15 protein-coding genes are annotated in these 12,559 nt (G+C 46.0%); 11 read left to right on the forward strand and 4 right to left on the reverse strand.

Features of this window, described 5'->3' with window-relative positions; translation table 11 throughout:
- Positions 1–60: 60 nt before the first annotated feature.
- The 4 genes from atcJ to atcC are packed head-to-tail and all read left to right on the forward strand — an operon-like array spanning position 61 to position 2,590.
- Positions 61–357 (forward strand): cold adaptation protein ActJcold adaptation protein ActJ, encoded by a 297-nt coding sequence (gene atcJ / locus EK374_RS09740; RefSeq protein WP_127022595.1) that lies wholly within the window; start codon positions 61–63, stop codon positions 355–357.
- Between the two features lie 5 nt (positions 358–362).
- Complete coding sequence (gene atcA / locus EK374_RS09745) at positions 363–917, forward strand: cold adaptation protein AtcA (protein WP_127022598.1); 555 nt, start codon at positions 363–365, stop codon at positions 915–917.
- Positions 917–1,678 (forward strand): cold adaptation protein AtcB, encoded by a 762-nt coding sequence (atcB, locus tag EK374_RS09750; RefSeq protein ID WP_127022602.1) that lies wholly within the window; start codon positions 917–919, stop codon positions 1,676–1,678. The genes atcA and atcB overlap by 1 nt, the downstream gene beginning before the upstream one ends.
- A 15-nt stretch (positions 1,679–1,693) precedes the next feature.
- Positions 1,694–2,590 carry a cold adaptation protein AtcC gene (gene atcC, locus EK374_RS09755; RefSeq protein WP_127022605.1) on the forward strand — a complete coding sequence of 299 codons (897 nt, stop codon included), beginning with the start codon at positions 1,694–1,696 and terminating at the stop codon, positions 2,588–2,590.
- 290 nt (positions 2,591–2,880) lie between these two features.
- Here atcC and EK374_RS09760 read toward each other — a convergent pair whose 3' ends face one another.
- Both EK374_RS09760 and EK374_RS09765 read right to left on the reverse strand, forming a co-directional pair.
- Complete coding sequence (locus tag EK374_RS09760; protein ID WP_127022608.1) at positions 2,881–3,912, reverse strand: DUF3080 family protein; 1,032 nt, start codon at positions 3,910–3,912, stop codon at positions 2,881–2,883.
- Positions 3,869–5,257, reverse strand: a complete 1,389-nt coding sequence (locus EK374_RS09765; RefSeq protein ID WP_127022611.1) for an MATE family efflux transporter — start codon at positions 5,255–5,257, stop codon at positions 3,869–3,871. Before EK374_RS09765 ends, EK374_RS09760 begins: the two co-directional genes overlap by 44 nt.
- A gap of 57 nt (positions 5,258–5,314) precedes the next feature.
- Between EK374_RS09765 and EK374_RS09770 the strand changes: the two genes are divergently transcribed.
- Entirely contained in the window at positions 5,315–5,938 is a 624-nt protein-coding gene (locus EK374_RS09770; protein WP_127022614.1) for a riboflavin synthase subunit alpha, read from the forward strand.
- A gap of 5 nt (positions 5,939–5,943) precedes the next feature.
- On the opposite strand, the gene EK374_RS09775 is transcribed toward EK374_RS09770, so the two are convergent.
- The gene (locus EK374_RS09775) at positions 5,944–6,144 is read right to left on the reverse strand and encodes a CPXCG motif-containing cysteine-rich protein (protein ID WP_127022617.1); all 201 of its coding nucleotides are present in this window, start codon (positions 6,142–6,144) and stop codon (positions 5,944–5,946) included.
- A 333-nt stretch (positions 6,145–6,477) separates the two neighbouring features.
- On the opposite strand from EK374_RS09775, the gene thrS reads away from it, so the two are divergent.
- From thrS to EK374_RS09800, 5 genes are all read left to right on the forward strand, one after another.
- Entirely contained in the window at positions 6,478–8,388 is a 1,911-nt protein-coding gene (gene thrS, locus EK374_RS09780; protein ID WP_127022620.1) for a threonine--tRNA ligase, read from the forward strand.
- Between the two features lie 12 nt (positions 8,389–8,400).
- Positions 8,401–8,958 (forward strand): translation initiation factor IF-3, encoded by a 558-nt coding sequence (infC, locus tag EK374_RS09785; protein WP_267898330.1) that lies wholly within the window; start codon positions 8,401–8,403, stop codon positions 8,956–8,958.
- Positions 8,959–9,055: 97 nt separating this feature from the next.
- Positions 9,056–9,253, forward strand: a complete 198-nt coding sequence (gene rpmI, locus EK374_RS09790; protein ID WP_040554869.1) for a 50S ribosomal protein L35 — start codon at positions 9,056–9,058, stop codon at positions 9,251–9,253.
- A 16-nt stretch (positions 9,254–9,269) separates the two neighbouring features.
- Complete coding sequence (gene rplT, locus EK374_RS09795) at positions 9,270–9,629, forward strand: 50S ribosomal protein L20 (protein WP_008898705.1); 360 nt, start codon at positions 9,270–9,272, stop codon at positions 9,627–9,629.
- 151 nt (positions 9,630–9,780) lie between these two features.
- Positions 9,781–10,623, forward strand: a complete 843-nt coding sequence (locus tag EK374_RS09800) for a DMT family transporter (RefSeq protein ID WP_127022623.1) — start codon at positions 9,781–9,783, stop codon at positions 10,621–10,623.
- 9 nt (positions 10,624–10,632) lie between these two features.
- Here the strand turns inward: EK374_RS09800 and EK374_RS09805 are convergent, their stop codons facing one another.
- The gene (locus EK374_RS09805) at positions 10,633–11,310 is read right to left on the reverse strand and encodes a transglycosylase SLT domain-containing protein (RefSeq protein ID WP_127022626.1); all 678 of its coding nucleotides are present in this window, start codon (positions 11,308–11,310) and stop codon (positions 10,633–10,635) included.
- Between the two features lie 215 nt (positions 11,311–11,525).
- Between EK374_RS09805 and EK374_RS09810 the strand changes: the two genes are divergently transcribed.
- Positions 11,526–12,536 carry a cation diffusion facilitator family transporter gene (locus EK374_RS09810; RefSeq protein WP_127022629.1) on the forward strand — a complete coding sequence of 337 codons (1,011 nt, stop codon included), beginning with the start codon at positions 11,526–11,528 and terminating at the stop codon, positions 12,534–12,536.
- The last annotated feature ends 23 nt before the right edge of the window (positions 12,537–12,559 follow it).

Here is a 12,559-nt window from a genome sequence, read left to right on the forward strand (position 1 = left end):
TTAGCGTCTGGCTTGATCTGCTAAAAGCTGCGCTTATGTTTTTAACTCAATGGACTTTGAATGATTAATTATTTTCGCATTTTGGGCGTAAAAGCCAGCGCCAATGAAGACGAGATTAAAAAAGCCTACAAGAGGTTATCCAATAAATATCATCCGGATAAGCTGCTTAATTTAACTGATGATGAAAAAGAGCAGGCAGGCGTCCAATTACAACGGGTAAAAGAAGCCTATGATGTATTGTCAGACGCTAAAAAACGCGCGGCTTTTATTAAAGATTTTAATAATGTGATAGTGCCGGACCCGACCGCAGCGATGAAAGAGCTGTGGGATAGTTATTACCCGTCCGTAAAAGGTTAAAACTTATGAGCAAAACATTCGACAAAAACCGTTTAGAAGCGTTAAAAACTGACGCTTACGAGAACATTGAATCTTATAACGATCCGGATACGCCAAAAGCGCTGGAAAAATTTACCGCCCAAATAAAAAGCATTTTGCAGGCAGACCCAAAGATGTTGCATTCGGTGCCTGAATATCTGCCTGTAGCTTTGTATGGCCGGGTAAAGTTCACCCCTGAAGCCAATCTGAAATGGGCAGCCTGGCTTTCCAAAAACACCATGCCTGTGTGGGACGAATTTAAAACCTCCGTGGCTTTTAATAATGCCGATTTACCGCTGGTAAAAACCATACGGGAATTTAACGAAGAGTTACTGATCGAAAGTTGTGCTGTGTTGTTTATGCTGAACAAGCACGTCGCTGCAGCGCCTGGTCCACGCGATCCGCGTGATGAAGACGACGAAGATACGGATGACTCTTCTTTTGGTCACAATGCGGATGATGATTACGAAGGTCAGGACGATGAAGAAGAAGGCTACGATGACCAATACGATGAAATCACCTTTAACAGGGAAGGCCGCTAATGAATAACCTGATTGAAATTGCCGTTGCGGAAATTAAAGAACTCGCCATTGTTGAGCCAAAACAAGCCAGCAAAAAGTTTGAGCTGATGGCCAACACCATGTCGGATGCGCAACTGGTTGAAGTGATTGAAAATATCGATATTGTGACCCTGACTCAAATTAACAGCCAGCACGATATTTCCTTCCCATCCATTATTTCCGAGCTGATGACACCGGAAAAAATCCGCGACATCGTCTGCCAGCAGCCGTTGTACTGGGAAGAGAAAATCAAAAACAATGCGGAAGATTTAAAGCAGCATACCTTTGATTTTTTAACTTACCTTATTCGTACTCAGGACAGCGAAACCAAGCAGGCTGAAATTCTTGAAGCTATTGCTGAAGACCCGGCAGGCCTGTTTTATTTGTCTATTCCTTTTATCGAGCTGTACCGCGGCGAAGTGGTTGAAGATGAAGACGAAGTGCACGATTTGTTGCACGAGGAAGAAGAAGATTTAGAAGAAGCCATCAGCTACACCGAACGTCATCTGAACGAAGAAGTGCATGGTTTAGGTTATGACGATCCGCGCAGCTTATTGGCCCTTATTCGCCAGCTGACTCCTGCTGTAGAGCAGGCGATTAAAAACCTGGTGCGTAACGAAAATTCAGGCTGGGAGCACATTATCAATAAGTTTGCTGCTGAGCTGGTGATGCAAGCTAAAGAGAAAAATCAGGCCACAGACGAATATGCTGAAGTGGATGATATGTTTAGTTTCCTCGATTAAGGCAAAGGATAAGTTATGCAGTTAGTGGTGCGGGATGCCAATCAGGGACCTTTTTTAACTAAGGTGCTGAATTACGCTAAAGCTGAGCAAAAACTTTCAGAAACACAGCTGGAACAACTGAAAAGCAAAGCTGTGCTGATGAGCCTGAAGTTTGCCGATAAGTTTTACAACAAATACAAAATGCATTTGTTGGAGCAAGCGGCCCACGACATTATTGGTGTGGCAAGTTTGGGTCTGGCAGAACTGTCAGATCATGATTTAGATAAAGCCTTAGCTTTGTTGATCAGCCCTGAGGGAATAGTTAAACCTTTTCAAAAAGGCTGGAGCATGTTGTCGCAGGTCAGCCAGCAAGTGCCCAATCGAAAATCGCTCTATGGCGAAGTAGAAGAGCAGTTGCTGCAGGACATCGCTAGTCCACCGGACATTGAAGAGTGGCACGGCGTGGCTGTATATCAGCATGCGCTGCGCGAATCACGTCGTCGTCAGGCCATCAGTGTGGTGAAACAAACCTATTTCTACCATACCCAGTTGGACCCGTTCGAGCACTTCAACCTGGAAGATATGTTGGCTGAAGTGGTGCTGTATCGCCTTTGTACCAAAGGTGGCAAGGTGAAACAGGATTTAAAGCAACGGTTACGCGATATCGAATTAGCCGATGAATGGTTTGACGTAACCTTTATCAAAGCTCATACCGATCAGGTGCTTAGCTTATTACCTGCTGGTTTTTCAGAAGCTGTGACTGTGGAGCTGGGAGAAAATTTCCATGCCGCTCTAGTGCGCACTTTGCAGTTTGCCAAAGGCTATAAAAAGCTGTTGGCAGAAAATGCATCACCAGAGCGTCGTGATGCGTATGAGCATAAGCAGGGCATGCTAAACCCTCTGTTAGGCTGGCCTCAATATATCGAAATGTAATCCCCGTTGTACTTTGAAGCTGCAGCTTTGTTGGCTGCCTGATTTTACTTTAAAAGCTTCGCCCCAGTCGCATAGGCAACTATGCTCCTGGGGTCTCAATCCCTTGCCGCCTCGCTGCAACATCAATTACTTAGGGGCAAGCCCGTTGTACTTGAGGCTTCAGTAACGGGCGGGTGCCGTAGGGGCCGCGGCTCGTCCCGGCCCGTCCATCTGTACCGTGGTGTTTTGCGATACAACACCGCGGTATCGTCAAGACGGGTGGGGACAAGCCCCACCCCTACGTCCCGTGCCTACGATTTAGGGCAATGCTGCTGTACTGCTTTCCACCAAATCACATGGCGTTTTAGCTCTGCTTTTAATTTTGTATTGGGCACTTCGAAGCGTTGCTGAATAGGCTGAGCCAGAGCTGTATCCTGATATAGCTGCTCTAACAGCGGATACAACTGCTGATAAGCACCATCCAGCTGCGCCAGATACAGCTGTACTTTGCCGATAAAATACTGCAGCAAAATGGTATTCAAAATCTCTGCTTTATCTGTGGGTTTACCGACAGGGCATAGGACTTTTAAATCAAGCTGTTCTAACTGTTGATTTAAACTGTGCAGCCAGTTTTGGCTAAAGCGTAGGCTTTGTTGCAACTGGCTTAGCGTATTGGCTTTGTATAAAACTTCTAACGCTTGTTCGGGATTGATGCTACTTGCCTGCTGCCAGTTTTGCTGAGCAATACTTTGTTGCAGCGCAAGCAAGGAATGTAAGGCTTGCATTGTTTCAGCCACGCCAGCGGCTGAGTCTGGTTCTGACAAACTGCGGTAGGGGTGTAGTTGTTGACGTAAAGTCTCATCTTGCTGCAAAAAATTTTGCCAATGTTTATCAATTTGTCTGGCTTTGTCAGAGGCAATAACAGCAAGTTTTTGCTGCAAGTCGGGTGCTATATCAGGGTTAGTTAAACAAGGGTGCACTTGCTTTAGAAACGCCAGTTCGTACTTTAAACGCTGACTTGGCGGCATGACCTTACCCAGACTGCTATTACGCTCGCCCAGCAATAAATCCAGACCACAAGAGCGGGTTGCTACTAACTCAACCAGACTAATGCTGGTTTCTGCTATATCGGCTCTGGTTGCTGTGATGGAAGGAAGTGGCTTTAAATCAAGCGGGGCTGGGTCTTGTAGCTCTAGAGCCAAAGTACGACCAAGCCGTTTGGCATAGTCGTCCATCAGGGATTGAGCCGGATCACTGCAGCCAGTAACCACAAAAACAACAGCAATCAAGCTCAGTAGTTTAGTGAGATGATGCAGCCTGTTGCTGCTGTATAATTTTGCCATCTTCTAATCGCCTGATTTGGTTTTTCAGAATAAGCGCCAACATCACAGCAGCGCAGGATAAACCGACAATAATACCAATCCAAAAGCCATGAGCGCCCATCTTAGGCAAAATCCAGTCGGTTAAACCTAATACAGTGCCTAAACCAAAACCGATCGGCCAATAGGCAATAAAGGTGATAAAAAAGATAGGTTTGGTATGTTTTAAGCCACGTAAGGCACAAGCTGACACCACCTGTATCGCATCAGAGATCTGGTAAAAGCAGGCCAAGACTAAAATAGAGGTCGCAACAGCTAATACCGCAGGATCGGCAGAGTAGAGTGATGCCACTAAAAAACGACCAAAATAAGTCACCAGTGCTATGCCAACCGCCATCATCATCGCCAATTGTACTGCGGTTGATACGGCTTTTTTCAGCTCCTGTACATCGTTACTGCCAACCAGATGACCGACCCGTATGGTCGTTGCCATACCCATACTCATAGGCAACATAAAGACCAGAGCGCTGTAGTTATTCGCAATTTGATGACCGGCCACCACTATAGGGCCTAAGTGCACAATCATCAGCGGGATAGAAGAGAACAAAGTCACTTCAAAAAACAGCGAAAAGGCGATGGGCGTGCCTATAGCGATGATATGCCATAAATCTTTGCTGTTGGGTTTCAGGTTGTCTGGCTTCTTCATATAAAGCGCTGTGCTACGGCTTCTGAAGGCATAAATAGTGATGGCTATAAACATCGCCAGAAACACCAAAGAAGTCGCTACACCGCAACCTGCGCCACCTAAAGCCGGCATACCCAGCTTGCCGTAAATAAACACATAGTTGGCAGGAATATTTACCAGAATACCGACAAAAGCTATCCACATGGTGGCTTTGGTATTGCCTATACCTTCAAACAGGTTACGGAAGATCATGTAACCAGCGGCCGGATAAACGCCGTAACTGACATACACCAGATAATCGACTGCTTTGGCACGCAGGTTGTCTTCCATCGACAAATACTGCAGTGGCAGGTGAATATACTGCATAGCTATCACTATGACAGTCGCCAGTACCATCGCCAGATAAAAACCCTGTAGCGCATTATGCGGAATAGCCTTATGGTTTTTCGCGCCATAGAGCTGAGAAATAATAGGAGTCAGTGCCAGTAATAGCCCCTGTAAGGTCAGAATAATAGGCAGCCAAATGGCGGAAGCCACAGCAATAGCGGCCATATCCAGTGCACTAACGCGACCTGCCATAATAGTATCGATGACAAACATCATGGTTTGGGTCAGCTGAGCCAGCATAATAGGGCCAGATAACTTCAGAATGGTTTTTGCTTCAAAGCGGGAAAAAGGTAACATAACAACTCTTGTCAGACAGGCGAAAAAACGCCGTAAAGATAGCACAGCAGAGGTTTTATGTTTACAGGAATAGTGCAGGCAAAAGTTAAAGTCAGTGAAATCGGCGACCAGGAGCAGTTTCGTCGCCTAACTCTTGCAGTACCTGTGCAGTTATTACAAAACCTGGAACGGGGCGCCAGCATCTCTATTAACGGCACTTGTTTAACTGCCACCGATTTCAGTCTGATGGAGCCTTTAGGCTGTGTTAGTTTTGATGTGATTGACGAAACTTTAGCTAAAACCAACCTAGGCGCTTTAAGCACTGGCTCATTAGTCAACTTCGAACGCTCTTTAACTTTTGGCCGTGAAATTGGTGGGCATTTGGTGTCAGGCCATGTGCACGGTACAGCCACTATTTTAGCTGTCAGCCAAACAGGTGCGAATTGGCGGGTGGATATAGAGCTAAAGCCAGAGTTTAAAAACTATGTGCTCAGCAAAGGTTTTATCAGCATTGACGGTATCAGCCTGACCGTAGGCGAAGTGACAGCAGAGAGTTTTAGCCTGCATTTAATACCAGAAACGCTCACCGTGACTACTTTAGGCCAACGCAAAGTGGGTGACAGAGTGAATATCGAACTGGATCAGCAAACAGTCACCATAGTGGATACGGTAGAACGGGTGCTTGCTGCCAGAAATGCCTGATATGGCTAATAATACTGCTCGTCTTCAGCGTCGATAAACACTTGCACTTTATTATGCAGCTCATCTTTATGAGTCTGCACATGAATTGGGTTGCAGCAATTGCTGCAATCTTCAATGTCGTCCTGATCTTCACCGCTGATATCCAGGGTGATATGAGTGGGGTGACCACAGAAAGGGCAAAGAATAGTTTTATGCAGTATGTCCATAGATCCTCCGTTTACCAACACCTGTTGCAGCAAGCACTGGCGACTGAATATCTGCGGGTCCTTCCCTTTAAAGCTCCTGATAAGTTGTAGTGTAGGCCTTAATACTGTATCAGGCGAAAAAATTGCCTGCTTTATACAGCTATTGGCTTGGTTGTTGCCGATAAAGCGCCGTATCGGTTATGATGCAGCCGCTTTTTGTTAAAAACAGTCCCAACTACGTGTTGAGCTGTTTTGTTCTACCGCTCGTAAGGTTGAACCGCAAAAAACATACCCTTAATTTAAATTGAATCAACATGTGACCCTTGGTACGGGCCACCACTGTGAGGACTTATCATGCCAGTTATTACTTTACCTGACGGTAGTCAGCGTTCATTTGACGCCCCTTTATCTGTATTAGACGTTGCCAAAGACATAGGCCCGGGTCTGGCGAAAGCCACCATTGCAGGCAAAATCAATGGTCAATTGGTAGACGCTTGTGAGCTGATCACTGAAGACGCTTCATTAAGCATTGTCACCGCCAAAGATCAGGAAGGCCTGGAAATTATCCGCCACTCCTGTGCTCACTTGTTAGGTCATGCTATTAAGCAGTTGTGGCCAAATACCAAAATGGCGATTGGCCCTGTCATCGACAACGGCTTTTATTATGACGTAGATTTAGACCGTCCAATCAGCAGCGATGATTTAGCGCAACTTGAAGAGCGTATGCTGCAACTGGCCAAAACCGAATATGACGTAGTGAAGAAAAAAGTAAGCTGGCAACAAGCTTATGACACCTTCGCTGCGCGTGGCGAAAGCTACAAAATGGAAATCCTGGATCAGAACATCGCCAAAGATGACCAGCCAGGTTTATACCACCACGAAGAATACATCGACATGTGTCGTGGCCCACACGTGCCAAATATGCGGTTCTGCCAGCACTTTAAAGTGATGAAAGTGGCCGGTGCTTACTGGCGTGGTGATGCAAAAAATAAAATGCTGCAACGTATTTACGGCACAGCCTGGGCAGATAAAAAGCAATTAGCAGCTTATTTACTGCAACTGGAAGAAGCGGAAAAACGCGATCACCGTAAAATTGGTAAAGCCTTAGGTTTATTCCACTGGCAGGAAGAAGCACCTGGCATGGTGTTCTGGCACAACGACGGCTGGACCATCTTCCGCGAGCTGGAAACTTTTGTCCGTGAAAAGCTGAGCCAATACGATTATGAGGAAGTCAAAGGTCCATTTATGATGGACAAAGTGCTGTGGGAGAAATCCGGTCACTGGGAAAAATATTCAGACAATATGTTTGTCACCAGTTCTGAAAACCGTGATTACGCCATCAAGCCAATGAACTGTCCTGGCCATGTCCAGATTTTTAATCAGGGCTTAAAGTCGTACCGCGATTTACCGCTGCGGATGGCTGAGTTTGGTTGCTGTCACAGGAACGAGCCATCAGGTGGTTTACACGGCCTGATGCGGGTGCGCGGTTTTACTCAGGATGACGCTCATATCTTCTGTACTGAAGATCAGGTGCAGGCTGAAGTATCGGCTTGTATAAAAATGGTCTTCGACGTCTACAGTACTTTTGGTTTTAAAGACGTGCAGGTGAAATTATCCACTCGCCCGGAAAAACGCATTGGTACTGACGAAATGTGGCACCGTGCTGAGCAGGGTTTAGCAGAAGCTTTGGATGCCAACGGCATAGCCTACGACCTGCAACCTGGTGAAGGTGCGTTTTATGGCCCTAAAATTGAATTTACTTTACACGATTGCTTAGGCCGTGCCTGGCAATGTGGTACAGTGCAGCTCGATTTCGCTTTACCTGGTCGTTTAGGTGCAAGTTTTGTTGCTGAAGGCAACGACAGACAAGTGCCAGTGATGATCCACCGTGCGATTTTGGGCTCGCTGGAGCGTTTTATCGGCATTCTGATTGAAGAATATGCAGGCTTTTTCCCAGCCTGGTTGGCCCCAACTCAGGTTGTGGTGATGAATATTACCGATAATCAGGCCGAATATGTGCAGGATTTAGTAAAAACTTTCAAATCTCATGGTATTAGAGCTATTTCTGACTTGAGAAATGAGAAGATAGGCTTTAAAATCCGCGAGCACACGCTACAGCGTGTTCCTTATTTAGTGGTAGTCGGTGACAAAGAAGTTGAAGCCGGTGATATCGCGTTAAGAACACGGAAGGGCGAAGACCTCGGAAAAATGAGTGTAAGCGACTTTGTAACCAAGTTGACCACTGAAATTAAAAACCGGGTCTAATTATTTTCACTCTTGGAGGAACATACTATTAAAGTAGGAAAGAAAACTTTACCGGCGAACAGACCAAACCGTATTAACGAAGAAATCAACGTTAAAGAAGTACGCTTGTTAGGTCTGGAAGGTGAGCAATTAGGTGTAGTAAACACTTCAGAAGCTATTCGTTTAGCAGAAGAAGCAGGCGCTGACTTGGTAGAGATTAGCCCAACCGCTGAACCACCTGTTTGTAAGTTGATGGACTATGGTAAGTTCCTGTTTGAGAAAGGCAAAGCTGCTAAAGAGCAGAAGAAAAAGCAAAAACAGATCCAGATTAAGGAAATAAAATTCCGTCCTGGAACTGATGAAGGCGATTACCAGGTAAAACTACGCAACCTGCGTCGCTTCATTGAAGAGGGTGACAAAGCTAAAGTAACGCTCCGCTACCGTGGTCGTGAAATGGCGCATCTGGACATCGGTATTGAGATGCTTAACCGGATTAAAGAAGATATGGCAGATATCGCTATCTGTGAATCTTTCCCAAGCCGTGTTGAGGGTCGTCAGATGATCATGATGCTGGCCCCAAATAAGAAGTAATAAGAGCTTTCAAGCATAAGATACGCCGCTTGAATAAAGCGGCGTTTTTTATCGCCTTATTATTCGTTGTAATCTAAACAATGCGAGTTATTTAACTATGCCAAAGATGAAAACCAACAAAGGTGCTGCAAAGCGCTTTAAAAAAACCGGCTCAGGCGGTTTTAAACGTAAGCAATCACATCTTCGCCACATTTTGACGAAGAAGTCTTCTAAGCGTAAGCGTCAGTTAGGTCCAAAAACGTTAGTTGCAAAAGTTGACGTGGCTGGTATCGCTCGTTGTCTGCCATACGCATAATATTAGGAGATTTTAAATGCCAAGAGTAAAACGTGGTGTGACAGCTCGCGCTCGTCACAAGAAGGTGTTAAACCAGGCTAAAGGTTACTACGGTGCCCGCAGTCGTGTTTATCGTGTCGCTTTCCAGGCAGTTATTAAAGCTGGCCAATACGCTTACCGCGACCGTCGTCAACGTAAACGTCAATTCCGTCAACTGTGGATCGCGCGTATCAACGCTGCATCTCGTCAGAACGGTTTATCTTACAGCCGCTTCATCGATGGTCTGAAAAGAGCATCTGTTGAAATCGACCGTAAGATCCTGGCTGATATCGCTGTATACGACAAAGGCGCATTTGCTGCTTTAGTCGCTAAGGCAAAAGAAGCTTTAACTGCTTAATTCTTTGAGCAGAGTAAAAGGCCACCTCCGGGTGGCTTTTTTATACCTGCAATTTATACCTCTGTTTTATCTTTTCCACCTTCTATGATTTAACTCTCTGTTTTTACAATGTTATGCTGGATTCCATTGTATTCAGAGATGAACATTAGCTATGTCTGCTGCTAGAGTTGCCGTTTTTACCCTGTTTGCCTTATTAGCGTTTGCCGGTAACTCGCTGCTGTGCCGGGCTGCATTGATCCACACCGATATTGATCCTGTTAGTTTTACTGCGGTGCGGCTGATTTCAGGCGCTTTAGTACTTTGGTTGCTGATATCCATCAAAGCGGACAATCGTGCCGGTGAGGGCAATTGGTGGTCAGCTTTGGCTTTGTTTGTGTATGCCATCGCATTTTCCGTCTCTTACGTCAGTTTAAGTACAGCAGCTGGGGCCTTACTGCTATTTGGCGCAGTACAAGCCAGTATGATTGCTTATGGTTTCTGGCGGGGGGAGCGTTTTACTTGGTTACAGAGTCTGGGTTTTATCTTTGCCTGTGCAGGTTTGGTTGGCTTGTTATTACCGGGATTATCTGCTCCTCCTTTCGGGGCTGGTTTGTTAATGATGCTTTCCGGTGTGGCCTGGGGAGTGTATTCATTGCGAGGGAAAGGCGGTGGCGACCCTATCAAAGTGACAGCAGGTAATTTTATACGCACTGTGCCTATTGCTCTGATCCTGGTTCTGGTGTTTTTTGACGGGATTTTGCTTGATTTAGATGGTGTTTGGTACGCTGTCCTATCCGGAGCTCTGACATCAGGCCTTGGTTACGCGCTTTGGTATACTGCTTTGCCTTATTTAAAAGCCAGTACAGCAGCAACGGTACAACTCAGTGTGCCTCTGGTCGCCGCTGTGGGGGCTGTGCTGTTTTTGGCAGAGCCTTTCAGTGTGCGTCTGATTTTGGCTTCAATAGCGATTTTAGGAGGTATTGCTTTGGTCACTTTGACTAGTCGTCAGCGGTAATGGCAGAACTTAAATCGCTACTGTTAATTTGGCTTTGGTTGATCTGCCGGCATAAGGGGCACAAAAGGGCAGTTGGCGGGTAAAATCGGCAATAGATTGCACTTTACCGCGTTGTGGCCGTAACGTAGACCAATAACGGGCGCCGCCTTTGGGATCTTTACTCCAACGGGGCTGGCTGATCACTCCATCAGTTTGAACCCACTTGCTCATTATTTTCACACCACAACTTAAGTTCACTTTGGGGTCGTGCAAAGAATGCGGTTGTTTAATATCGCAGGCGTAACGAGGCTGATTGGCGCTTTCGTGGGAAATTTGCAGCAAACCACGGCTTATGACCCGGCGACCTTGAGCGTCTTTAAACTTTTCTTGATAAAAAGACTGAGGCTTAAAATTACTTTCAGGTTTGGCCATAGCAGAAAACAAAGCTACCCAGAACTTGCTACGTTGCTGTTGGGCAAGACTTGCATAACGGGGGCAGAAGCTTTGCACATCGGCTGGTACCAGTTTAACCAGTGGAGATTGTGCCACAGCCTGCTCTGTCATGCGGGTCCAGCTGCCATCGCGATTTTTTTCCGACCAGGCGGCGTAATCGGTGCTTTTGTTGTGGTTAAGGCTACCCGCTACGACTGACGTCGTTGATAAAGCACACAGAGCTGTAAGTAGAAGGACAGTAAAATTCAATGGCATTTGTTGTTCTTGTTGTTGCTGACGACTGGTTTTGTATCGGCATCATTCAGTTAAACTTCAGTCTCAGACTATTGTTTTGTTGGCGCTGGCTCAAGCTTTTTTGCTCTGAATGACGTAAAAGTTTAAATTCTTCTCAGCTAGCTGATGTGCGCTCTGGCAGAGCAGGGCAAAACCAGATATGGTATTCATATTACGGCATTTTTTTCGGGTGTAGCATGCCACACGACCATTCAAAGCCAGACCACAAATCCCATCAGCATAGTACAAGCTGCAATCATGACCATGGACCAGAGCATGAGCATGCTCACAACGATGACGACGAGCATTCGCATTCCCATGGTCTATTTGGTCACCACCACCATCATCATGGTTCTGAGTCCGGTAATATAGCAACCGCCTTCTGGCTGAACTTTAGTTTCACCATTATCGAATTTATCGGCGGTTGGCTAACCAATAGCGTGGCCATTATGGCTGACGCTATGCACGATTTAGGCGATACACTGGCCATAGCTTTTGCCTGGTTCGCCGCCAAAGTTGCAGGGAAAGAAGCGAATCCCAGATACAGTTATGGTTACCGGCGCTGGTCCTTATTAAGTGCTCTGATTAATAGCGTGATTTTAGTGCTGGGCTCCTGCTGGATTTTATATGAAGCTATACCTCGTTTATGGGAGCCGCAATTACCCCATGCTATGGGAATGATGGGGCTTGCCGTTTTAGGTGTACTGGTCAATGGTGCCGCTGTCTTTAAGCTGCGGGGTGGCAAAACCCAAAATGAAAAAATTCTGACCTGGCATTTGTTGGAAGATGTCTTAGGTTGGGTTGCTGTGCTGGTTGGTTCTATTCTGATTTATTTTACCGACTGGGCTTGGTTAGACCCGCTGTTAAGTATTGGTTTTACCTGCTTTATTCTGATCAACGTCTGGCGTAATTTACGTCGCACTCTGGCACTGTTTTTACAGGTCAGCCCGGACCCAAAACTGGCCGCTAAAATTGAACATCAATTGCAGGACTTAGGTTTTGTGCAGGATGTACATCACCTGCATTTGTGGTCACTGGACGGCGAAAAACATGTGTTAACGGCTCATTTGGTGTTGAAAGCTGAGACTGCGGCAGAGCAATTAAAAGCCCATAAAGAACAAATACGGCAGTTACTGCAGCCCTATCAGCTTGAACATACCACCATAGAGTTTGAATTTAATCAGGAAGTGTGTCGGGACCAGCATTAAAGGCAGGCTCGTAGCAGGTGCCG

This window comes from Rheinheimera mangrovi (assembly GCF_003990335.1).
In the GTDB taxonomy this organism is placed as follows: domain Bacteria; phylum Pseudomonadota; class Gammaproteobacteria; order Enterobacterales; family Alteromonadaceae; genus Pararheinheimera; species Pararheinheimera mangrovi.